General features: G+C 71.4%; 18 protein-coding genes. 8 read left to right on the forward strand and 10 right to left on the reverse strand.

Going from position 1 to position 23,053, the window contains the following annotated elements; all coding sequences use genetic code 11:
- Window positions 1–2: 2 nt before the first annotated feature.
- Window positions 3–827, reverse strand: a complete 825-nt coding sequence (locus tag ACIQRW_RS29415) for a maleylpyruvate isomerase family mycothiol-dependent enzyme (protein ID WP_403765706.1) — start codon at window positions 825–827, stop codon at window positions 3–5.
- Between the two features lie 198 nt (window positions 828–1,025).
- Here ACIQRW_RS29415 and ACIQRW_RS29420 point away from each other — a divergent pair, with 198 nt between their 5' ends.
- Both ACIQRW_RS29420 and ACIQRW_RS29425 read left to right on the forward strand, forming a co-directional pair.
- Entirely contained in the window at window positions 1,026–1,817 is a 792-nt protein-coding gene (locus ACIQRW_RS29420) for a carbon-nitrogen family hydrolase (protein ID WP_403765709.1), read from the forward strand.
- 47 nt (window positions 1,818–1,864) lie between these two features.
- A complete protein-coding gene (locus tag ACIQRW_RS29425; protein WP_069754693.1) occupies window positions 1,865–2,251 on the forward strand; it encodes a hypothetical protein in 387 nt (128 codons plus the stop codon).
- A gap of 99 nt (window positions 2,252–2,350) precedes the next feature.
- On the opposite strand, the gene ACIQRW_RS29430 is transcribed toward ACIQRW_RS29425, so the two are convergent.
- Window positions 2,351–2,842: an LURP-one-related/scramblase family protein gene (locus ACIQRW_RS29430; protein WP_403765712.1), complete on the reverse strand. Its 492-nt coding sequence runs from the start codon at window positions 2,840–2,842 to the stop codon at window positions 2,351–2,353.
- A 64-nt stretch (window positions 2,843–2,906) separates the two neighbouring features.
- Between ACIQRW_RS29430 and ACIQRW_RS29435 the strand changes: the two genes are divergently transcribed.
- Complete coding sequence (locus ACIQRW_RS29435; protein ID WP_403765715.1) at window positions 2,907–4,724, forward strand: NHL domain-containing thioredoxin family protein; 1,818 nt, start codon at window positions 2,907–2,909, stop codon at window positions 4,722–4,724.
- A gap of 125 nt (window positions 4,725–4,849) precedes the next feature.
- On the opposite strand, the gene ACIQRW_RS29440 is transcribed toward ACIQRW_RS29435, so the two are convergent.
- From ACIQRW_RS29440 to ACIQRW_RS29465, 6 genes are all read right to left on the reverse strand, one after another.
- The gene (locus tag ACIQRW_RS29440; RefSeq protein WP_403765718.1) at window positions 4,850–5,578 is read right to left on the reverse strand and encodes a DUF4232 domain-containing protein; all 729 of its coding nucleotides are present in this window, start codon (window positions 5,576–5,578) and stop codon (window positions 4,850–4,852) included.
- 164 nt (window positions 5,579–5,742) lie between these two features.
- Window positions 5,743–8,547 (reverse strand): AfsR/SARP family transcriptional regulator, encoded by a 2,805-nt coding sequence (locus ACIQRW_RS29445; protein WP_403765721.1) that lies wholly within the window; start codon window positions 8,545–8,547, stop codon window positions 5,743–5,745.
- Window positions 8,548–8,730: 183 nt separating this feature from the next.
- Window positions 8,731–8,952, reverse strand: coding sequence for a DUF6458 family protein (locus tag ACIQRW_RS29450; protein WP_097867157.1), 222 nt, complete (start codon window positions 8,950–8,952; stop codon window positions 8,731–8,733).
- A gap of 101 nt (window positions 8,953–9,053) precedes the next feature.
- Window positions 9,054–10,352: a M18 family aminopeptidase gene (locus ACIQRW_RS29455; RefSeq protein ID WP_403765724.1), complete on the reverse strand. Its 1,299-nt coding sequence runs from the start codon at window positions 10,350–10,352 to the stop codon at window positions 9,054–9,056.
- A gap of 60 nt (window positions 10,353–10,412) precedes the next feature.
- Complete coding sequence (locus ACIQRW_RS29460) at window positions 10,413–11,039, reverse strand: Uma2 family endonuclease (protein ID WP_403765727.1); 627 nt, start codon at window positions 11,037–11,039, stop codon at window positions 10,413–10,415.
- A gap of 113 nt (window positions 11,040–11,152) precedes the next feature.
- Window positions 11,153–12,979, reverse strand: coding sequence for an acyl-CoA dehydrogenase (locus ACIQRW_RS29465; RefSeq protein ID WP_403765729.1), 1,827 nt, complete (start codon window positions 12,977–12,979; stop codon window positions 11,153–11,155).
- 167 nt (window positions 12,980–13,146) lie between these two features.
- On the opposite strand from ACIQRW_RS29465, the gene ACIQRW_RS29470 reads away from it, so the two are divergent.
- The 3 genes from ACIQRW_RS29470 to ACIQRW_RS29480 all read left to right on the forward strand — a co-directional run bounded on the left by ACIQRW_RS29470 (window position 13,147) and on the right by ACIQRW_RS29480 (window position 16,024).
- Window positions 13,147–13,614 carry an SseB family protein gene (locus tag ACIQRW_RS29470; protein WP_007447855.1) on the forward strand — a complete coding sequence of 156 codons (468 nt, stop codon included), beginning with the start codon at window positions 13,147–13,149 and terminating at the stop codon, window positions 13,612–13,614.
- A 213-nt stretch (window positions 13,615–13,827) separates the two neighbouring features.
- Window positions 13,828–14,784 carry a pirin family protein gene (locus tag ACIQRW_RS29475; RefSeq protein ID WP_403765732.1) on the forward strand — a complete coding sequence of 319 codons (957 nt, stop codon included), beginning with the start codon at window positions 13,828–13,830 and terminating at the stop codon, window positions 14,782–14,784.
- Between the two features lie 91 nt (window positions 14,785–14,875).
- Window positions 14,876–16,024 (forward strand): AI-2E family transporter, encoded by a 1,149-nt coding sequence (locus tag ACIQRW_RS29480; protein ID WP_403765735.1) that lies wholly within the window; start codon window positions 14,876–14,878, stop codon window positions 16,022–16,024.
- A gap of 58 nt (window positions 16,025–16,082) precedes the next feature.
- On the opposite strand, the gene ACIQRW_RS29485 is transcribed toward ACIQRW_RS29480, so the two are convergent.
- Window positions 16,083–18,191, reverse strand: coding sequence for a SpoIIE family protein phosphatase (locus ACIQRW_RS29485; RefSeq protein ID WP_403765738.1), 2,109 nt, complete (start codon window positions 18,189–18,191; stop codon window positions 16,083–16,085).
- A 166-nt stretch (window positions 18,192–18,357) separates the two neighbouring features.
- Between ACIQRW_RS29485 and aspS the strand changes: the two genes are divergently transcribed.
- Together aspS and ACIQRW_RS29495 are read left to right on the forward strand one after the other, a co-directional pair.
- Complete coding sequence (aspS, locus tag ACIQRW_RS29490; RefSeq protein ID WP_007447847.1) at window positions 18,358–20,157, forward strand: aspartate--tRNA ligase; 1,800 nt, start codon at window positions 18,358–18,360, stop codon at window positions 20,155–20,157.
- A gap of 319 nt (window positions 20,158–20,476) precedes the next feature.
- Window positions 20,477–21,268, forward strand: a complete 792-nt coding sequence (locus ACIQRW_RS29495; RefSeq protein ID WP_403765741.1) for a L,D-transpeptidase family protein — start codon at window positions 20,477–20,479, stop codon at window positions 21,266–21,268.
- Between the two features lie 91 nt (window positions 21,269–21,359).
- On the opposite strand, the gene metG is transcribed toward ACIQRW_RS29495, so the two are convergent.
- Window positions 21,360–22,973: a methionine--tRNA ligase gene (gene metG, locus ACIQRW_RS29500; RefSeq protein WP_403765744.1), complete on the reverse strand. Its 1,614-nt coding sequence runs from the start codon at window positions 22,971–22,973 to the stop codon at window positions 21,360–21,362.
- Window positions 22,974–23,053 lie beyond the last annotated feature (80 nt).

Raw genomic sequence — 23,053 nt, forward strand, 5'->3', positions numbered from 1 at the left:
GGTCACGGGGTCACGGCGAAGTTGTCCAGGATCGCGGTAGCCAGCTCCTGGTCGCCCTCGACCTTGATCCGGTCGGCGACGGCCGTGTGACGGACCCGGCCGCAGGCGAGCCGGACGTACGTCTCCCAGTCCAGCGACAGCGTCACGGCGGGGCCCAGAGAGGGCGCGCCGTCCACCGAACCGCGGCCCTCCGCGTCGACCCGTACCGTCCGCAGGAACTCCACCGGCCCGTGCACGTCGAAGACGACCGCCGAATTCGCGGGGGCGCCGGCCCCCTTGGCGACCACCTTCGGCAGCCCGGCGAGCAGCATGTCCCGGGTGATCAGGGCGCCGGGGGAGTCCAGGTTGCCGGGCTGGCCGAGCGTGGCGCGCAGGTCCTGCTCATGCACCCAGACGTCGAACGCCCGCAGATTCAGCGCTGTTTCGAGGGTCTGCTCGGCGCCCAGCGGCGCGCGGACCTTGGTCTCGGGGCTGCGCGACTCGTTACGGATCTGGCGGGCCCGGCGGATGAGGACGTACTCCAGCTCGGAGGTGATCTCCGGGGAGGTGTGGTGCCGCCGGACGTCGACCTGCATCTCCATGTAGCGGGCGAAGTCGCTCTGCACGTGGTAGAGGTCGCGCGGCAGTGTGTGGATCGGCCGGGGATCGCCGAGCATCTCGCACTCCATGCCGATGACATGCGACACGATGTCGCGCACCGACCATCCCGGGCAGGGCGTCCGGCGGTTCCACTCGCTCTCGGGTAGGGGCTTCACCAGCTCGGCTATCGCCTCGATGGAGTGGGTCGCGGCGTCGGTGTAGGGCTGGAGGCTGGGATGGACGGTCACGGGACCCCTCGTGCGGTTCTGCGGTGCATGGGCTGGAGAGCAGGAGTGCTGGCGGGCGGGCTGGCACTGACGGCGCTGTCGGCGAGCTGCGTGGGAGGTTCGCTGGCTAAGTTACGCTGCGAGCAGGCACCCCGGCAGTGCTTTCGTGTGACGATCGTAGGCCCGTGTTGACGGCTCGAATGCCAGGACGGTGGTAGTGTGCGCGCCTCCCTCATCCAGATCGCAGTGGACCCGGACGAATCCGTCGATGCCCGCAGGGTACGAGCGGCCTCCTTGGTAGTCGCCCAGCGCGGCGCTGACCTGGTGGTTCTCCCCGAACTGTGGCCGGTCGGGGCGTTCGCCTACACCGCCTTCGAGGCGGAGGCCGAGCCGCTGGAAGGGCCCACCCACGAGGTGATGGCGAAGGCCGCCGCCGAGGCCGGGACCTGGCTGCACGCCGGCTCCTTCGTCGAACGGGCGGACGACGGCACCCTTTACAACACCAGTCTGGTCTTCTCGCCCCAGGGCGAGCGTACGGCTGTCTACCGCAAGATCCACCGCTTCGGCTTCGACAAGGGCGAGGCGGTGATGATGGGCGCGGGCGAGGAGTTGGTGACCGTCGCCCTGCCGGACACCACCCTGGGCCTCGCCACCTGCTACGACCTGCGCTTCCCCGAGCAGTTCCGGGGACTCGTCGACGCGGGCGCCGAGACGCTGGTCGTCGCGGCGGGCTGGCCCGAACGCCGCCGCTCCCACTGGACGCTCCTGGCGCAGGCCCGTGCCGTGGAGAACCAGGCGTACGTGCTCGCCGTCGGAACGGCGGGCACCCACGGCGACATCCAGCAGGCCGGGCACAGCATCGTCGTCGACCCGTGGGGCGAGGTGCTGGCCCAGGCGGGCGCGGACGAGGAGGTCCTGACCGTCGAGCTGGACCCGGCGAAGGTGCGCGCGACCCGGGAGCAGTTCCCGGCGCTGAAGGACCGCCGGCTGGGGCTCGCGCCGCCGCTCTGAAGGTTGCCCGTGGGGGTGGTCGCGGCGCCCCGTCTACAGTGAGCGCCATGGCTGAACAGGGCGCCGCCGAATCGACGTTGCTCCGTGGCACGGCCATTTTCGCCGCCGCTGCCACGGCCGTCCTCTACCTGCTGGGGCTCCTCCTCGTCGGCCTCACGGTCAGCGAGGTCGGGTCGGGAACGAACTCGACGCCCATGCACCAGTGCGTGTACGCGTCCAACGTGCCGGAAGGCGCTCAGGTGGAGACGCACGAGGTGCGCTACCTCCCGGTGCACATCCTGTGCCGCACCACCGACGGCCGGGTGTTCAACAGCGGTACCGTCCCGTCCTGGCTCAACCCGGCCCTCGCGGTCTCCTTCGCTGCCGCCGTCGCCCTCGCGGGGGCGGCCTTCGTCCAGGCGGACCGGCGGGCCGCCGCGCGACAGGCGGGATGAGCCCCGGCCGGACCAGACCGCCCGGGCTCCACGTTTCACGTGAAACAACGAACTCCCGCGCGCGGGCAGGCGCTCAGCCTTAGCGAGCGGGCAAGGCGCTCAGTCCTCGTTCTCCTTGTCCGCCAGCACGATCACGCACATCGCCACCGCGATGAGCAGCGCGGTATCGGCGTCGTCCCGGACGACGTCGATGCCGTACGTGTCCCGGAGGGTCAACCAGCGGCGCGAGATCTGGGCCAGCAGCTCACCGTCGTACTCGACGGCGAACTCGCGGTCCAGGATCCTGCCGCTGACATCCAGCTCCGTGCCGTCCACCAGCGTCACCCGGTAGTGGTTGCGGAGCAGCGACAGCCGCTTGCGCTTGACCTTGGCCAGCTCCTCGCCGCCCCGCTCGATGAGCATCGTGTCGCGCAGGCTGATCAGCTTCTGCCGCAGTTCCACCAGGACCCGGCCGTCGGCGTCCTTCAGCTCGAAGGTGTCGCGCAGCCGCATCGCCTTGCCGTCGACCAGGAAGACCTTGCGGCCCCCGTCGTCCTCGATCCAGTAGTCGTCGCCGATGGCGAACAGCCGCTCACGCACGAGAAGTCTCATGCGTCACAGGTTCCCCCGGGGTCCTGCGGAATGCTTGCAGGCGGTCACGGTGTTGACTGGTGGCATGGCATCACGTGCACGCGTCCGCGCCCCCGAACTCACCGGCAAGGGCGGCTGGCTCAATACAGGCGACCAGCAGTACACCCTCGCTGACCTGCGAGGGCGCATCGTCATCCTCGACTTCTGGACGTTCTGCTGTGTGAACTGTCTGCACGTCCTGGACGAGCTGCGCGAGCTGGAGGAGAAGCACCGCGACACCGTGGTGATCATCGGCGTCCACTCGCCGAAGTTCGTCCACGAGGCCGAGCACCAGGCCGTCGTCGACGCCGTCGAGCGCTACGAGGTCCACCACCCCGTCCTCGACGACCCCGAACTGGCCACCTGGAAGCAGTACGCCGTACGGGCCTGGCCGACGCTCGTCGTGATCGACCCCGAGGGCTATGTCGTCGCCCAGCACGCGGGCGAGGGCCACGCGCACGCCATCGAGAAGCTCGTCGAGGAGCTGGAAGCCGAGCACGGGGCCAAGGGCACGCTCCGCCGCGGTGACGGCCCCTACGTGGCGCCCGAGCCCGTCGCCACGCATCTGCGCTTCCCCGGCAAGGCCCTGCTCCTGCCGGACGGGGGCTTCCTGGTCTCCGACACCACCCGGCACCGCCTCGTCGAGCTGGACGCCGACGGCGAGACCGTACGCCGCCACTTCGGCACGGGCGAGCGCGGCCTGCACGACGGCGGCCCGGACGAGGCCCGGTTCAGCGAACCGCAGGGGCTCGCCGTGCTCCCCGACGGCCGGGTCGCCGTCGCGGACACCGTCAACCACGCCCTCCGCGCCCTGGACCTCACGACCGGCGCGACCAGCACCCTCGCCGGGACCGGCCGTCAGTGGTGGCAGGGGACCCCGACCAGCGGTCCGGCGCGCGAGGTGGACCTCTCCTCGCCGTGGGACGTCGCCTGGTTCGGCGACCGGCTGTGGATCGCCATGGCGGGCGTGCACCAGCTGTGGACGTACGACCCGGAGAGCGCGACCGTACGCGTCGCCGCCGGGACCACCAACGAGGGCCTGGTCGACGGGCCGGCCGCCGAGGCCTGGTTCGCCCAGCCGTCCGGGCTCGCCGTCTCCGCCGACGGGGAGCGGCTCTGGGTCGCCGACTCGGAGACCTCCTCACTGCGCTGGGTCGACCGCGACGAGCACGTCCGCACCGCCGTCGGCACCGGCCTCTTCGACTTCGGCCACCGCGACGGGGCCGCCGACCAGGCACTCCTCCAGCATCCGCTCGGCGTGACCGCGCTGCCCGACGGGTCCGTCGCGATCAGCGACACGTACAACCACGCCCTGCGCCGGTACGACCCGGCCTCCGGCGAGGTCACCACCCTGGCCACCGATGTCCGCGAGCCCAGCGACGCGGTGCTGGTCGACGGCGATCTGGTCGTCGTCGAGTCGGCCCGCCACCGGCTGACCCGGCTCCGGCTGCCGGAGGAGGCGGTCCGGGTCGCCGACCAGGCGCACCGCACCCAGCGGGCCGCGACCGAGATCGCCCCGGGCACCCTCCGCCTCGACGTCGTCTTCCAGGCGCCCGCGGGCCAGAAGCTGGACACCCGCTACGGCCCCTCGACCCGGCTGCTCGTCTCCGCGACCCCGCCCGAGCTGCTGGCGGAGGGCTCCGGCCCGGGGACGGACCTCGGGCGCGACCTGCTCCTCGCGGACGGGGTCACCGAGGGTGTGCTGCACGTCTCCGCGATGGCGGCGTCCTGCGACGACGACCCGGCCAACGAGTACCCGGCCTGCCATGTGCACCAACAGGACTGGGGCGTCCCCGTCCGCGTGACCGCGGAGGGAACGCCCCGGCTGCCGCTGGTGCTGGCGGGCATGGACGAGCAGGGCTGAGGTGGTCCGACAGGCGGCCCCGCCCAGGCCGCCTGCCGGACCGGCCGGACCGGACGGACCGGACGGACAAGACGGTACGGATGAATCGGATGGTACGGACGAATCGGAGCGTCCGTCCGGGCGGCCTAGAAGTCGTCGGCGCCGTTGCGCAGTTCGGTGGTCCAGTAGCCCGTGGCCCACTTCTGCGGGTTGACGGAGAGGCCCTCGGCGGCGGGGGACTGCACGACCGCCATGCCGCCGCCGTTGGCCTTCAGCGTGACCGTGAACTCCTTCACCGTCTCGGTGCTCTCCTTCCGCCCGCCCTCGGACATGCGCACCGCGGCATAGGCCGACTGACCGGGCTCCAGGATCACCGGGGCCTCCGGCCTGCTCTTGGCGACGGGCGGGACGATGCCCCGCGCGTTGTCCAGGAAGTGGATGTGCGGGTACTCCTTCATCTCGCAGCCGGCGCCGGAGGTGTTCTTCGCGCTCAGCGTGAGGTGGGTGTAGGGCGGACCGTCCTGGCGCTCGGCGGTGATCGTCAGACCCTTCGCCGTGCAGAGGGGGGCGGAGGCCTTGGCGGACGTGCCGCCGGAGGTCCCGGAGCCGTCGGAGCTCTTGGTGGTGCCCGCGGCCTGCGCGGTACCGGTGCCGCTGCCGGTGGAGCCGGTGGAGCCGGTGGAGCCCGTGGTGCCGGACTCCGCCGCGTCGTCGGCGGCCTTCGGGGAGTCGGCGGCGACGGTCGCGGAGTCGCTCGCCGCCGAGCCCGCCGACCGGGTGCCGGTGCCGTCGTCACCGCAGGCGGTGAGCGTGAGAGCGAGAGCGGCCGTGGTCGCGGCGGCCAGGACGGTGGTGCGGTTGCGGAAGGTGCGCATGGAGATTCCCCCGAGGTGACGGTGAGGCGGACGTCCGGTCAAGACGCCCGCCCGTGAGCGGCTGACAGGAACGACTCTGCCCGCCGCCGCTCACGTATCGCTGCTGTCCCGCTGACGTCCTGCTGACGTCGCGTCCAGCGGTGCCGACCGGAGATCCGCGCCGCTCAGCTCTCCTCCGCGAGCCGTCGCAGCGCCTCGTCGTGCCGCCGTCGGAACTCCGCCCGCGCGGACACCCGCAGCAGCGCCTCCAGGGCCCGGACGGCCCCCTCGTCGTAGCCGGCCCGCTCCGCCTCCTGCGCGGCCCGGTCCAGCAGCCGTACGCCGTCCTCCTCGTCGCCCAGCGCCAGTCGGGCCTCGCCGCAGACGGCCAGCAGCAGGGAGCGGCGCGCCGCCTCCTCGTGCTCGGGTCCCAGATCGAGCGCCGCCCGGGCACAGGACAGGGCCTCCTCGGGGCGGTGCGCGGTGAGGTGCATGCGGGCGAGGTGCTGGAGCGTGAGCATCTCCGTGTGCCGGTCGCCCTCCCGGCGGGCCAGTCCGACGGCGCGTGCGCAGTTCTCCAGCGCGGTGGGGAGTTCGCCCAGTTCGGCCTGGACGACCGCCAGGTTGATCAGCGCGGTCGCCTCGCCCAGCGGGTCGTCGGCCTCCCGGGCGAGCGCGGGCGAGCGCTCCAGCAGCGCGGCGGCCTCGGCGGTGCGGCCCTCCTCCGCCAGCACCCAGCCCAGCAGCGTGAGCACCCTCGACTCGGCGTACGCGTCCTTCTCGGCGCGGGCCGACTCCAGGGCCAGTTCCAGCAGCGGGGACCAGCTGTCCCGCGCCCGCCACACCATCTGCGGCCACTGGAGCAGAATGATCCGCCAGGCCCGGTCGTCGAGCCCCGCCTCCCGGGCCGCGAGGGCGGTCAGCGCCAGGTCCTCGCGCTCGGTGGCCAGCCAGCGCATCGCCTCCGCACGGTCGGCGAAGTCCTGTACGGCGCTGGGCCGGCGGTAGTCCTCCGGGAGCACGAAACAGGGTTCGCCGCCGGGCTCCGCCGTGTCGGCGGCGGCCAGGGCGGTGGCGATGCAGTGGTCGAGCACCCCGATCAGGGCCTCCCGCGCGGACGCCGGGTCCAGGCTCCGGGCGTAGAGGCGCACCAGGTCGTGCAGGACCCAGCGCCCCGGGGCGGTCTCGGTGACGAGGTGGGCGGCGGCCAGTTGCTCCAGCGCCGCCCGCGCGGTGACCGGATCCGTCCCCGCGAGCGCGGCCGCCGCGTACGGGGCGTAATGGCCGCCCGGATGGTGGCCGAGCCGCGCGAGCTGGTGGACGGCTTCGGGCGGCAGCTGCTGGACGGTGAGCCCGATCGCGGCGGCGACCCCGGTGTCGTCCACGTCGAGATACGCCAGCCGGCCGCGCTCGTCGGCCAGTTCCCCGGCCAGCGCGGCCAGCGTCCAGCGGGGCCGTCCCGCCAGGCGGGCCGCGGTGACGCGCAGGGCGAGGGGCAGTCCGCCGCACAGCTCGGAGAGCCGGCGGGCCGCCACCGGCTCGGCGAGGACCCGCTCCTCCCCCAGCACTCCGGCGAGCAGCGCCGTGCCGTCGTCGGTCTCCAGGGTGTCGAGCGGGACCGGCCGGGCGGCGTCCGAGGCGATGAGTCCCTCCAGCCGGTGGCGGCTGGTGACCAGCGTGACGCAGTCGGCACCGCCCGGCAGCAGGGTCCTGACGGTGGCGGAGTCGCGGGCGTTGTCCAGGACCACCAGCAGCCCCCGCCGGGCGGTCAGCGAGCGGAACAGGGCGGCGGCGGCCGGCACGGACTCCGGAACGCGGCGCGGGGAGACGCCGAGCGCGAGCAGGAACTCCCGCAGGACGTCGATGAGCGCGGGCTCCCCGGCCGTGCTGAACCCGCGCAGATCGGCGAAGAGCCGCCCGTCCGGGAAGAGCGCGGGGTTGCGGTGCGCCCACTGGAGGGCCAGCGCGGTCTTGCCGACCCCGGCCGGCCCGGTGACCAGACAGACGGGCGCCTCGCCCGCCGCCGACCGGCTGAGCGCGGCCAGTTCGGCGGCGCGCCCGTGGAAGCCGCGGGGCGCGCGGGGCAGCAGATCGACGGGGTGCGGTTCGCCGACGGGCGAGCCCCCGGCGCCGGGCGGCCCCCCGGCGCTGGGTCGGCCCCCGTCACCGGCAGGACCGGCGGCGGGTGAGGGACCGGCGGTGGGTGAGGGACCGGCGGCCTCCGACGGAGCGGTGCCCGTGGGCGGCCCCGGGGCGCCGCGCAGGATCAGGGCGTAGGCGTCGGCGAGTTCGTGCCCCGGGTCGATGCCCAGCTCGTCGGCGAGGAGCCGCCTCGTACGGTGGAAACGGTCCAGCGCCTCCGACTGACGCCCCGCCCGGAACAGCGCCAGCATCAGCTCCGCGGCCAGCGACTCGCGCAGCGGATGCGCCGCCGTCTCCGCCGTCAACAGGGCGGCGGCCCGGTGGTGCTCCCCGAGCGCCCCGTACGCGCGGGACAGTTGCTCGACCGTCGCCAGCCGCGATTCCTCCAGGGAATGCGCGGCCACCCGGAGCGGCGGACCGGCGAACGCCCCGCTGAGCGCGGGGCCCTGCCACAGGGACAGGGCCTCCTTGAGCATCAGCACGGCGTCGGCGGGGCCGCGCTGCTCCCGTGCCAGCATCAGCAGTTCCTCGAACCGCTGCGAGTCCAGCAGTGTCTCCGGGACCCGCAGCACGTACGCGTCGCCGAGGGTGGCCAGCTCCACTCCGTACGCCTCCGCGTCCGCGCCGGCCAGCAGGGCGCGCAGCCGGGAGACGTGTCCCTGGATGACGCCACGGGCCTGGGACGGCGGCTCGTCGTCCCACAGGCATTCCGTCAACCGCCCGACGGAGACGGGCGTGTTGGCGGACAGCAGCAGAGCGGCGAGCAGACTGCGCCGTTTGGCCGGCCCCAGGGGCAGGGGCCCGGTGAGCGTTTCGACGGAGACCGTGCCGAGCAGCCGGAACTCCACGGGCGGCTCCCCTTCCGGGCGGGACGCGCCCACGGTGGGGGCGCGGGATCCGACCCAGAATATCGGGGATTCCGCAGGTCCCGCGCAGAGCCGACCGACCCGGCGACGGCTTTCGGCCGTCCACGCGGACCGGTCGTCGCACGGGCCGTCAGCGGTAGTGCGGACCGGTCGTCGTGCGGGCCGTCAGCGGTAGCGGTGCTCGTCGTCCGAGACGACGGTGGTGGTGGGCGGCACGACCATACGGCGGCGCCTCGCGATGCTCATGTAGACGAAGACCCCCACGAGGCCGACGAGCATCATGATCCAGCCGACCAGGTCGACGTTGACGGTGTCCATCTGCCAGTCCGTGGCGAACGCCAGGATCGCGCCCCCACCGATCAGGAGAATGCATCCTCCGAGTCCCATGAATTCCGCCTCCTCGACCGCCCGGTGAGTCCGGGCCGGTGTACGGGTCGCGTACCCGGCCCGGCAACAACCATGTGTGCGAGGGCGGTTGGATGGGCGGGTCAGCCCGCGAGGAACGAGGTGAGCGCGTTCGCCAGCAGATACGGGTCGTCGGCGCCGCACAGCTCACGCGCGCTGTGCATTGAGAGGATCGCCACGCCGATGTCCACGGTCTGGATGCCGTGCCGGGCCGCGGTGATCGGTCCGATCGTGGTGCCGCAGGGCATCGCGTTGTTGGACACGAAGCTCTGCCACGGCACGCCCGCCTTCTCGCAGGCCGCGGCGAACACCGCACGGCCGCTGCCGTCGGTGGCGTACCGCATGTTGACGTTGACCTTGAGGATCGGCCCGCCGTTGGCGACCGGGTGGTGCGTCGGGTCGTGCCGCTCCGCATAGTTGGGGTGCACGGCGTGGCCGGTGTCGGAGGAGAGGCAGACCGTGCCGGCGAAGGCGCGGGCGCGGTCCTCGTACGTGCCGCCGCGCGCGAACACCGAGCGCTCCAGCACCGAGCCCAGCAGCGGCCCGTCGGCCCCGGTGTCGGACTGGGAGCCGTTCTCCTCGTGGTCGAAGGCGGCGAGCACCGGGATGTACGGGATGTCGGCGTCGTTCTGCCCGGCGACGGCGGCCAGGGCGGCGGTCGCGGCGTGCACCGAGAGGAGGTTGTCCATCCGGGGCCCGGCCACCAGCTCCCGGTCCCGGCCCAGGTACGAGGGCGGCTCGATGGCGTGCGGCATCAGGTCCCAGCCGGTGACGTCCTCCGCGTCGACACCCGCCTCCTCGGCGACGAAACGGATCAGGTCGCCCTCCTCGACGTCGCCGAGCCCCCAGATCGGCTGCATGTGCTTCTGCCGGTCGAGCTTGAGCCCCTCGGCGTTGGCCGACCGGTCCAGGTGCACGGCCAGCTGCGGCACCCGCAGCAGCGCCCGGTCGATGTTGACCAGCCGGTGGGTGCCGTCCCGCAGGGAGATCCGCCCGGCCAGGCCCAGGTCCCGGTCGAGCCAGGTGTTCAGCAGGGTGCCGCCGTAGACCTCGACGGCGATCTGGCGCCAGCCGTGCGCCCCGGTGTCGGGCAGCGGCTTCACCCGCAGGTTCGGGGAGTCGGTGTGCGCCCCGGCGATCCGGAACGGGGTGTGCGCCTCGGCGCCCTCCGGCACGTACCAGGCGATGATCGCCCCGCCGCGCAGCACGTACTTCCCACCGGCCGACGCGTCCCAGGCGGCGGTCTCCTCGACCTGCCGGAAGCCGGCCTCCTCCAGTCGCCCGGCAGCGTTCGCCACGGCGTGGTACGGGGACGGGCTGGCCGCCAGGAAGGACATCAGGTCATCGGTGTGCGCGCGGTCGAACCGGAGGGGAGAACTCATGTTCTTCACTGTAACGAGGACCCGGGGTCCGGTATCCGGTGACCGGGGCGTCCGACCGGCCTACAGCTCGTCGATGGAGGTCAGGTCGATGTCGATGTCGTAGGGGGCGGAGAGCTTGAGCCGGTCGTGGTGGACGCCGGTGGAGACGTACGTCTTGTTGACCGGGTCGAGCTCGTAGGTGATGACCATGGGGCGGTCGTTCTCGCCGGTCATCTCGACGAGCCAGAAGTGCTGGATGCCCGCCGCCGCGTACTTGTGCGGCTTGGTGTCCCGGTCGCGGTCCTCGGAGTCGGGCGAGACGACTTCTACGGCGAGGAGGACGTCGGCGGCCTGATAACGGGTCTGCAGCTGGTCGCCGTCCGCCTCTGCCGACACCACCACCAGGTCCGGCTCAGGCGCACTTCGCCTGCCCAGCACGACCGCCATCTCCCGACGCACTCGCAGATGGCCGGGGACATGGACGCGAAGCCCCTGCTCCAGCAGATACATCGCCAGCGTGTGGAACTTCCGCTGCGGACTCACGAAAACCAGGCTCCCGTCGATCAGCTCTGTGTGCGGCGGGAGGTCGTCAAGCGTGAAGAAATCGTCCACGGTGTAGCCGTCCGGTGGCGGGACCGGCCACCCCTGGTTGGTGCGCCGCTGCTGCGACGCTTCGGACTGTGCCTCGGCGGTCATGGTTCCTCCCATGGAAGGGATCCTGGCCCGTGCACTCAGCGTACCCAGCTGATACGACAGCGCCGCCACCCGAACGAATTCCGGATGGCGGCGCGTGTTGACGAATCGAGCGGGCGAGCGCGGTCCTAGAACGCGGCCTCGTCCAGCTCCATCAGCGAGTTGTCGATCGACTCGGCGAGCGCGCGCTCGGTCGAGACGCCCGGCAGGACGTTCGCGGCGAAGAACTTCGCGGCGGCGATCTTGCCCTGGTAGAAGGGGACGTCCTTGGCGGAGGCGGTCGGCAGCTTCTCGGCCGCCACGGCCGCGCCCTTGAGCAGCAGGTAGCCGACGACGACATCGCCGGAGGCCATCAGCAGGCGGGTCGTGTTGAGGCCCACCTTGTAGATGTTCTTGACGTCCTCGCCGGTCGCGGTGAGGTCGGTGATCATCGTGCCGACGATCGCCTCCAGGTCCACGGCGGCCTTGGCGAGCGAGTCCAGCGCCGGGGCCAGCTCCTCGTTGCCGTGGGCGCCCGCGAGGAACTTCTTGATCTCCTCGGAGAGCGTGTTGAGGGAGGCGCCCTGGTCGCGGACGATCTTCCGGAAGAAGAAGTCCTGGCCCTGGATGGCCGTGGTGCCCTCGTAGAGGGTGTCGATCTTGGCGTCCCGGATGTACTGCTCGACCGGGTACTCCTGGAGGTAGCCGGAGCCGCCGAACGTCTGGAGCGACTGCGCGAGCTGCTCGTAGGACTTCTCGGAGCCGTAGCCCTTCACGATCGGCAGCAGCAGGTCGTTGAGGCCGTTGAGCGCCTTGGCGTCCTCGCCCGCGGCCTCCTGTTCCTGGATCGCGTCCTGGACGGAGGCGGTGTACAGCACGAGGGAGCGCATGCCCTCGGCGTACGCCTTCTGGGTCATGAGCGAGCGGCGCACGTCGGGGTGGTGCGTGATGGTGACCTTGGGCGCCGTCTTGTCCATGAAGTTCGCCAGGTCCGGACCCTGGACGCGCTCCTTGGCGTACTCCAGCGCGTTCAGGTAGCCCGCGGAGAGGGCGGCGATGGCCTTCGTGCCGACCATCATGCGGGCGAACTCGATGATGCGGAACATCTGGCGGATGCCGTCGTGCTTGTCGCCGATCAGCCAGCCCTTGGCGGGGTGCTGGTCGCCGAAGGTCATCTCGCAGGTGTTGGAGGCCTTGAGGCCCATCTTGTGCTCGACGTTCGTCGCGTACACGCCGTTGCGCTCGCCCAGCTCGCCGGTGGTCCAGTCGAAGTGGAACTTCGGGACCATGAAGAGCGAGAGGCCCTTGGTGCCGGGTCCTGCGCCCTCGGGGCGGGCCAGCACGTAGTGGATGATGTTCTCGGACATGTCGTGCTCGCCCGAGGTGATGAAGCGCTTCACACCCTCGATGTGCCAGGAGCCGTCCTCCTGCCGCACGGCCTTCGTCCGGCCGGCGCCGACGTCGGAGCCGGCGTCCGGCTCGGTCAGCACCATCGTCGAGCCCCACTGCTTCTCGACGGCGATCTCCGCGATCTTCTTCTGCTCGTCGTTGCCCTCGTCGAAGAGGATGCCGGCGAACGCCGGGCCGGAGGAGTACATCCACACGGCCGGGTTCGCGCCGAGCAGCAGCTCCGCGTAGCCCCAGATCAGGGAGCGGGGCGACGTGGTGCCGCCGATCTCCTCGGGGAGGCCCAGGCGCCAGTACTCGGAGTCCATGAAGGCCTGGTACGACTTCTTGAAGCTCGCCGGGACCGGGGCGGTCTTCGTCTCCGGGTCGAAGACCGGCGGGTTGCGGTCGGCGTCGGCGTAGGAGTCGGCGAGCTCGTTCTCCGCGAGGCGGGCGATCTCGTCCAGGATGCTCTTCGCGGTGTCGACGTCCATCTCACCGAACGGACCGGTGCCGTACACCTTGTCGCGCCCGAGGACCTCGAAGAGGTTGAACTCGATGTCGCGGAGATTCGACTTGTAGTGCCCCATGGGAAGGCTCCGTAATCCATAGCAGTGGCGCACAGCGCCCCGGGGAGTGATGCGGGTCGGGCGACAGGCAGGCGTAGGTCTATCAGCTGACCTCTACGATGATGCTACCCGTCAGTAATAAGGCGCAACCCCTCAAGCCGTAGATGTGTCCGATTACTCTTTGCAGCATGTACGGCTACGACCAGAACCCTGGTGCTCAGCAGCAGATGGGTCAGATGGGCCAGATGGGTCAGATGGGCGGCGGCTACGGGGAGCAGCCGCTGTATCCCGAACCGTCGCCGCCCTCCCTGGCCGACGCGGTACGGGCCTTCACCACCGGCTCCCTCTCCGCCGAGGACTTCCAGCAGATCTTCGCCACGTCGAAGGTCTACTGCCCCCGCGGCGACAATCCGGGCTTCCTCGCGCTGCACAACACGCAGCAGCCGGTCATCCCGATGTTCACCACGCTGAAGGAGCTGCGGCTGTACGCGGGCAAGGAGTCCAAGTACTTCGTGATCACCGGGGCCGAGGTGATCGACCTGCTGCCGACGGGGTACGGCTTCGTCCTGGATATGGAGGGTGATCACCGGATGGTCTTCGACGCCAAGGCCGTCGAGCAGATGGTCGACTTCGCGATGCGCCGTATGTACGGGTAGGCGCCCGCGTGCAGGAGTGACCTCCCAGTGGGTCGCCGGCCTGCTGTTTCGTTGTTCGGACACGGGTCCGTGCCAGGGGTGGCGCGGGCCCTTTTCGCTGTCGGGGCCACGGGCGGGCCCACCGGCGCGGCCGCCCGGGAATGCGCGACACCTTGCAGGATGTTCACCATTCAACTAAATTGGTCGCAGAACACTCGCCCGGAGGTGGCTTCCATGCCCGCAGTGACCGTCGACAACCCGCTGACCCTGCCCAAGGTGACCGCTTCGGGTGACGCCGCGGCCCGTCCCGTGCTCGCCGTCACGACCGCGCCGAGCGGCTTCGAGGGCGAGGGCTTCCCCGTCCGCCGCGCGTTCGCGGGGATCAACTACCGGCACCTCGACCCGTTCATCATGATGGACCAGATGGGTGAGGTGGAGTACGCCGCCGGCGAGCCGAAGGGCACCCCCTGGCACCCGCACCGCGGCTTCGAGACGGTCACGTACCTGATCGACGGGACCTTCATCCACCAGGACTCCAACGGTGGCGGCGGCACCATCGAGAACGGCGACACCCAGTGGATGACCGCCGGATCCGGCCTGCTGCACATCGAGGCCCCGCCGGAGTCGCTCGTCATGTCCGGCGGGCTCTTCCACGGCCTCCAGCTCTGGGTGAACCTGCCCAAGGCCGACAAGATGATGGCCCCGCGCTACCAGGACATCCGCGGCGGCGAGGTCCAGCTCCTCGCCTCCCCCGACGGCGGTGCGCTGCTCCGGGTCATCGCCGGTGAGCTCGACGGCCACGAGGGCCCCGGCATCACCCACACCCCGATCACGATGATCCACGCCACCGTCCGGCCCGGCGCCGAGGTGACCCTGCCGTGGCGCGAGGACTTCAACGGCCTCGCCTACGTCCTGGCCGGGCGCGGCACGGTCGGCGCGGAGCGCCGCCCCGTCGCGATGGGCCAGACCGCGGTGTTCGGAACCGGCGGCTCGCTGACCGTCCGCGCGGACGAGCGGCAGGACGGCAACACCCCGGACCTGGAGGTCGTCCTCCTCGGCGGCCGTCCGATCCGGGAGCCGATGGCGCACTACGGACCGTTCGTGATGAACAGTCAGGCCGAGCTGAAGCAGGCCTTCGAGGACTTCCAGGCCGGCCGCCTGGGCACGGTCCCCGCGGTCCACGGCATGTGACACCTCCCGCCGTTCCCACCAGGTGACTCCCCGTAACCCGTACGGGGGCGGCGGACGAGCCGGCCGCCGTGCCCCGTGATCGGGTGGGAGGGTGCCCGCACCCAAGCCCCTCCTCCCCGAGAGCGCCCGCCGCGCGGCCGCCTGGTGCGGTGTCGTCCTGCTCGTCGTGGGCGTCGCCGCCGTCGCGATCTGGCTGGTCGTCGTCCTCAAGACCGCGGTCACCCCGGTACTGCTCGCCCTGCTCGGCACCGCGCTGCTCGGCCCCGTCCACCGGTGGCTCATCGCCCGCAGGCTCAACCGGTCGCTGGCCGCGGGGCTGACCTGTGCCGCCCTCGTCGCGGTGGTCGGCGGCGCCGGGTACATCGTCGTCACCGCTCTCGTCGACTCCGGCGCCCAGATCGTCGACTCGCTGAAGGACGCCGGCCAGTGGGTCGTGGACCATCTGGACATCGCCGGGGCCACGGACGTCGACGACCTGGCCGACAACGCGAAGAACCTGGTCGAGAAGTTCGGGGCGAGCGCGGCGGGCGGTCTGCTCAGCGGCATCAGCCTGGTCGGTTCGCTGGTGGCGACCAGTGTGCTGGCCCTGCTGCTGACCTTCTTCTTCCTGCGCGATTCGGACCGGGCGGTGAACCTGGCCCACTCGGTGGCCCCGCGCGGCACCGGGGACCTGGTCGAGGCCATGGGGCGCCGGGCGTTCGAGGCCGTCGAGGGCTTCATGCGCGGCACCACGTTCATCGCCCTGATCGACGCCGTGTGCATCACGGTGGGCCTGCTGATCCTGGACGTTCCCGGGGCGGTGGGGCTCGGCGCGCTGGTGTTCGTCGGCGCGTACATCCCGTACCTCGGGGCGTTCCTCTCCGGCGCGGTGGCGGTGCTCGTCGCGCTGGCCGACCGGGGGTTCGTGATCGCCCTGTGGGCCCTGGGGGTGGTCCTCGCGGTCCAGGTGCTGGAGGGCCATGTGCTCCAGCCGATGATCCAGAGCCGTACGGTCCAGATGCACCCCGCCATGATCATGATCGCGCTGACGGCGGGGGCGAGCGTGGCGGGCCTGCTCGGCATGCTGCTGGCCGTGCCCCTGTGCGCGGCGGCCGTCGGTGTCCTGGGGGAGCTGCGCAACGGATTCGGGTCACCTTCGGGGCCGCCACCGGGCGGTGACGAACCCAGCCCGTCCGGCAGCCACCCGTCCGGCAGCCGCCCCAGCCCGCCCGGCGGCAACCCCAGCCCGTCCGGCGTTTGAGGACGGAACCGTTACGGGGCGGGCCCCGCACGCCCGTGGGCCCCGCACCACCCGGAGTTCACGGACCCGGCCCGGCCGCCTCGTACAGCTCGAACCAGATCGACTTCCCCGCCCCGCGCGGATCCACCCCCCACGCGTCCGCCAGCATCTCCATCAGCACCAGCCCCCGCCCGCTGGAGGCCATCTCGCCCGGCCGCCTCTTGTGCGGCAGTTCGTCGCTGGCGTCGGCGACCTCGACCCGCAGCCGCCGCTCCCCCTGCTCGCCGGAGATCTCCGCCACCATCAGCGCGTCCCCGTCGGTGTGGACGAGCACGTTGGTGGCCATCTCGGAGACCATCAGGACCGCCGAGTCGACCTGCTCGGGATCGCGCCAGTCGTGGAGCAGTTCGCGCACGAGCTGCCGGCCGACCGAGATCCGCTCGGGCTCGGCCTGCGCGATGGTCATGACGCTGCGGCGCGGCGGCGTCTCCCGGGCGGAGACGCTCTCGCGCCGCAGCACCAGGACCGCGATGTCGTCCTCCCGCCGGTCCGCGAGCGGCCCCGTCGTGTAGTGCGAGGTCGGCCCGTGCACGGCCTGGACCAGCGCGTCGGCCAGCTGTTCCAGATCCTCGACGGGCTCCTCCAGGACCGGGCGCAGCCGGTCCCAGCCGGTGGCCATGTCGTGCCCGCCGGTCTCGATGAGGCCGTCCGTGCAGAGCATGATCGTCTCGCCGGGCTCCAGGACCACCCTGGTGGTGGGGTAGTCGGAGTCCGTCTCGATCCCGAGCGGCAGCCCGCCGGCCGTCTGCCGGATCACCGCGGTCCCGTCGGCGCTGATCACCACCGGGTCCGGGTGGCCGGCGCGGGCGATGTCCAGGGTCCCGGCCTCCGGGTCCACCTCCGCGTACAGGCAGGTCGCGAAGCGTGGCGTCGCGGGCTCCTCGTCGCCTTCGACACTCTCGTACGCGTCGGTGAGCCCGGACAGGAAGCGCGAGGCCCGGGCGAGCACGGCGTCCGGGCGGTGCCCCTCGGAGGCGTAGGCGCGCAGGGCGATGCGGAGCTGGCCCATCAGTCCGGCGGCCCGCACGTCATGGCCCTGGACGTCGCCGATGACCAGGGCGATGCGGCCGTTGGGCAGCGGGATCATGTCGTACCAGTCGCCGCCCACCTGGAGCCCGCCGCCGGTCGGCACGTACCGCGCGGCCACCGTCATGCCGGGGATCTGCGGGCCCAGGGTCGGCATCATCGAGCGCTGGAGCCCGAGCGACAGCTCGCGTTCCGTCTCGGCCACCCCGGCGCGGGCCAGGGCCTGGGCGAGCATGCGGGCGACGGTCGAGAGCACCGCGCGCTCGTCCGGGGAGAACGCCACCGGATGCCGGAACCCCGCCATCCAGGCGCCCATCGTGCGGCCGGAGGACACCAGGGGCAGAAAGGCCCAGGACTGCCGTTTGAAGCGTCGGGCGAGCGGCCAGGTGGCCGGGTAGCGGCGGCGGTACTCGTCGGGGGAGGGGAGATAGATCGCCCGGCCGGTGCGGACGACCTCGGCGGCCGGGTAGTCCGTCTCCAGGGGCATGTCGGTGAAGGGCTCCTCGTCCTCCGAGTTGTGCCCGTGGTGCCCGATGATCGTCAGCCGCTCCCCGGCGGAGCCGAAGACCGCGAGGCCGTCCGGGGTGAAGCCGGGCATGGAGAGCGAACCGGCGACCCGCAGCACCTCCGCGGTGGACCGCGCCTCGGCCAGCGCCCGCCCGGCGTCCAGCAGGAACGCCTCCCGGGACCGGCGCCAGTCCCCGGTGATCGGCGTGTGGGCGGCGTCGGTGGAGCCGGGCTGCGGCTCGGCGACCTCCTGGAGCGTGCCGTAGAGGACGTAGTTCCCGATGTCCCGGTCCGGCGGGACGACCGGCTTGGAGCGGCTGCGCACCGTACGGAGGACCCGGCCGCGTTCGTCCACGATCCGCAGCCGCGCCTCGGCGAGGGTGCCCTCGGTGACCGCGAGGTTCACCACCCCGTAGATCTCGTTCCAGTCGACCGGGTGGAAACGGGAGCGCACCGCGGATTCCTGGTAGCTGCCCGGCTCGGCGGGCAGACCGAGCAGCCGGGCCGCCTCCGCGTCGAGCGTGACCGTGCCGGCTGCGTTGTCCCAGCGCCACAGGCCCGTCGCGATCGCGGCCAGGACTTCCTCGGTGCGCATTGCCCCACTTTAGGAAGATGTGCTCGGCGGACGCCACCGAGGGGCCGCCACCTGCCCCGGGGCCGGGTGAATACGGCGACACAAAGGGAAATGAAGCGTCCCGTCCCCGGGCGGTAGCCTGGGGAAGCTCAATCCACCCCCAACCGCGAAGACTGGATGAACGACGATGCATCGGTACAGGTCCCACACCTGCGGCGAGCTCCGCGCCTCTGACGTCGGCACCGACGTCCGGCTGAGCGGCTGGCTGCACAATCGCCGAGACCTGGGTGGCATCCTCTTCATCGATCTGCGCGACCACTACGGTCTGGTGCAGCTCGTCGCCCGCCCCGGCACCCCCGGCAACGAGGCCCTGGCGAAGCTCACCAAGGAGACCGTCGTCCGGATCGACGGCAAGGTCTCCGCGCGCGGAGCCGACAACGTCAACCCGGAGCTGCCGACCGGCGAGATCGAGATCGAGGTCACCGAGGTCGAGGTGCTCGGCGAGGCCGGCCCGCTGCCCTTCACGATCAACACCGAGGACGGCGTCAACGAGGAGCGGCGCCTGGAGTACCGCTTCCTCGACCTGCGCCGCGAGCGCATGCACCGCAACATCATGCTGCGCTCGGCCGTGATCGCCTCCATCCGCTCCAAGATGGTGGCCCTCGGCTTCAACGAGATGGCGACCCCGATCCTCACCGCGACCTCCCCCGAGGGCGCCCGTGACTTCGTCGTCCCGTCCCGGCTGAACCCCGGCAAGTTCTACGCCCTGCCGCAGGCCCCGCAGCAGTTCAAGCAGCTGCTGATGATCTCGGGCTTCGACCGCTACTTCCAGATCGCGCCCTGCTTCCGCGACGAGGACGCCCGCGCGGACCGCTCCCCGGGCGAGTTCTACCAGCTCGACGTCGAGATGTCCTTCGTCGAGCAGGAGGACGTCTTCCAGCCGATCGAGAAGCTGATGACCGAGCTCTTCACCGAGTTCGGCAACGGCCGCGAGGTCACCTCGCCGTTCCCGCGCATCCCGTTCCGCGAGTCGATGCTGAAGTACGGCAACGACAAGCCGGACCTGCGCGCCAAGCTGGAGCTCGTCGACATCTCGGACGTCTTCGCCGACTCGGGATTCAAGGCGTTCGCCGGCAAGCACGTTCGCGCGCTGCCGGTCCCGGACACCGCGGGCCAGTCCCGGAAGTTCTTCGACGGCCTCGGCGAGTACGCCGTCGAGCACGGCGCCAAGGGCCTGGCCTGGGTGCGCGTGGGCGAGGACGGCACGCTGGCCGGACCGATCGCCAAGTTCCTCACCGAGACCGACGTCAAGACGCTCACCGAGCGCCTCTCGCTGGTCCCGGGCCACGCCGTCTTCTTCGGCGCGGGCGAGTTCGACGAGGTCTCCAAGATCATGTCGGCGGTCCGGGTCGAGGCCGCCAAGCGCGCCGGCCACTTCGAGGAGGGCGTCTTCCGGTTCTGCTGGATCGTCGACTTCCCGATGTACGAGAAGGACGAGGAGACCGGGAAGATCGACTTCTCGCACAACCCCTTCTCGATGCCCCAGGGCGGCCTCGCCGACCTGGAGGAGAAGGACCCGCTCGACATTCTCGCCTGGCAGTACGACATCGTCTGCAACGGCATCGAGCTGTCCTCGGGCGCCATCCGTAACCACGAGCCCGAGCTGATGCTCAAGGCCTTCGAGATCGCCGGTTACGACCGCGAGACCGTCGAGCACGAGTTCGCGGGCATGCTGCGCGCGTTCCGCCTCGGCGCCCCGCCGCACGGTGGCATCGCCCCGGGCGTCGACCGCATCGTGATGCTCCTCGCCGACGAGCCCAACATCCGCGAGACGATCGCCTTCCCGCTCAACGGCAACGCCCAGGACCTGATGATGGGCGCCCCGACCGAGCTGGACGAGACCCGACTGCGTGAGCTGAACATCCAGCTGCGCAAGCCGGTCGCCGCGAAGGGCGCGGGTGCGTCGGAGAAGCCCACGGAGAAGTAGGTCTGGAGAAGCCCAGGAGAAGTAGTTCCGGAGAAGCCCACGGAGAAGCAGTTCCGGAGAAGCAGCCCTCGCGGCTCCTCCCGCTCCGCGGATGTTTCACGTGAAACAGCCCCCGATCACCCGATCGGGGGCTGTTTCGTTGCACGCGGCGGAGAGCCGTGACAACAGGGCTACGCGGTCAGGGCGACGCGGTACAGCCGGATGGCCCCGGATCGGGTTCGGCCGGGCCGGGCCCGGCAAAGACTGGCACCGAGGCACCCCTATCGCACCGCGTGCCGTCCGGCCACGCCGCCCGCCGTCATCCGAGGAGCCCGCCACCGTGTCCGTCCCGCGCCGCCCGCCGGCCCTGCTCGCCGCACCGCTCCTCGTCCTGGCCCTGCTGCTCGCCGGCTGTGCTTCCGACGCCGCTCCCGCGAAGGCTCCGGTAGGGGCTCCGGGGTTGGGCGCCGCGGGTCCGGAGTCCGACGCCGCCTCCGTACGCCGGGCATCGCCCAGCCCGGAGCCCATGCCGAGCCCCGCCGGGATCCCCGGGCTGGGACCGGAGACCCTGTCCCAGGTCCCCGCCGAGGCCCGGCAGGTCTTCGTCGTGACCGGCGAGGAGGCCGACTCCAACCAGTCCGGCGCGGTCCTGTACAGCCGCGAGGACCCGGCGAAGAGCTGGCAGCCGGTCCTGGGGCCCTGGCCGGCGCACAACGGCATGGACGGCTGGACGGACCACCATGTGGCGGGCGACCTGAGGTCCCCCACGGGCGTCTACCCGCTCACCGACGCGGGCGGCCGGCTCCCCGACCCGGGAGCGCTGCTGCCGTACGACGAGCACCCCCGGTTCGCGGTGGACGGCGAGGGCTTCTTCGGAGAGCCGCTGGAGGGCTCCTTCGACTACGTCGTCGCGATCAACTACAACCGCACGGCGGGCGTCAGCCCCCTGGACCGCACCCGCCCGCTCGGCCTGGAACGCGGCGGCGGCATCTGGATCCACGTCGACCACGGCGGCCCCACCCAGGGCTGTGTCTCCGTGCCCGAGGAACACATGGAAGAACTCCTGCGCACCCTGGACCCGGCCATGAACCCGGTGATCGTGATGGGGGACGCGGCGACGCTGAGGCGGTAGGCGACGAGCCGCCGCCCACAGGGCGCTCCCGTACGAAGGAGCCCGGGACCACGACGGGTGGTCCCGGGCTCCTGACGTGCGTGCGAACGCGCTACGCCGGCTTCTCCTCCAGGCGCGGGAACAGCACCGCACCCTTCGTCACCGTCGCGCCCGCGGGCAGTACGCCCCAGGCGCCCGCGTCCTGGACCTTCTGGTCGGCCAGCGCGCCCAGGGACTCCTCGGCGCCCAGGGACTCCCAGAGCTTCTGCGAGGTCTCCGGCATCACCGGGTTGAGCAGGACCGCGACCCCGCGCAGCGCCTCGGCGGCCGTGTACAGGACGGTCGCCAGGCGGGCCTGGCCCTCCGGGCTGGTGTCCTTGGCCACCTTCCACGGCTCCTGCTCCGTGATGTAGCCGTTGACCTGCTTCACGAAGTCGAAGACCGCCAGGATGCCGGACTGGAAGTCCAGCTCCTCGCCGATCTTCCGGTCGGCGGTCGCCACGGCCTTCGCCAGGCCCTCCTGCACGGCCCGCTCGGCGTCACCGGCGGCCGTCGCCTCCGGCAGCGCACCGCCGAAGTACTTGCCGACCATCGCCGCGACGCGCGAGGCGAGGTTGCCGTAGTCGTTGGCCAGCTCCGAGGTGTAGCGGGCGGTGAAGTCCTCCCAGGAGAACGACCCGTCGCTGCCGTACGCGATGGCCCTCAGGAAGTACCAGCGGTACGCGTCCACGCCGAAGTGCGAGGTCAGATCCTGCGGCTTGATGCCGGTCAGGTTGGACTTGGACATCTTCTCGCCGCCGACCATCAGCCAGCCGTTGGCGACGACCTTGCCGGGCAGCGGCAGGCCCTGCGCCATCAGCATCGCGGGCCAGATCACCGAGTGGAAGCGGAGGATGTCCTTGCCGATCAGGTGCACGTTCGCCGGGAACGTGCCGTCGAACTTCTCCTGGTTCGCTCCGTAGCCCACGGCGGTCGCGTAGTTGAGCAGCGCGTCGATCCACACGTAGATGACGTGCTTGTCGTCCCACGGCACCGGGACGCCCCAGTCGAACGTCGAGCGCGAGATCGACAGATCCTGGAGCCCCTGCTCGACGAAGTTCACGACCTCGTTGCGCGCCGACTCGGGCTGGATGAAGCCGGGGTTCGCCGCGTAGAACTCCAGCAGTTTCGGGCCGTACTCGCTCAGCTTGAAGAAGTAGTTCTCCTCCTTGAGGAGCTCCACCGGCTTCTTGTGGATCGGGCAGAGCTTCTGCCCGGCGAACTCGCCCTCGCCGTCGACCAGATCGCCGGGGAGCTTGTACTCCTCGCAACCCACGCAGTACGGGCCCTCGTACCCGCCCTTGTAGATCTCGCCCTTGTCGTACAGGTCCTGCACGAACTCCTGCACACGGTCGGTGTGCCGCTTCTCCGTCGTCCGGATGAAGTCGTCGTTCGCGATGTTCAGATGCTCCCAGAGGGGCTTCCACGCCTCCTCGACGAGCTTGTCGCACCAGGCCTGCGGCGTGACGTTGTTCGCCTCGGCCGTGCGCATGATCTTCTGACCGTGCTCGTCCGTGCCGGTGAGGTACCACACCTTCTCGCCGCGCTGGCGATGCCAGCGCGTGAGCACGTCGCCTGCGACGGTCGTGTAGGCGTGGCCCAGGTGAGGAGCGTCGTTGACGTAGTAGATGGGGGTCGAGACGTAGTACGCCGTCGCCCCCTGCTTCTCGGATCCAGTGGCCGCCATGGTCGAAATCCTAACGGCCAGATCAAGATCCACTCACATCGATAAACGGGGGCCCCGCGCGGGCGGAGCGGCGGCCTCCG

This window comes from Streptomyces sp. NPDC091287 (assembly GCF_044768525.1).
In the GTDB taxonomy this organism is placed as follows: domain Bacteria; phylum Actinomycetota; class Actinomycetes; order Streptomycetales; family Streptomycetaceae; genus Streptomyces.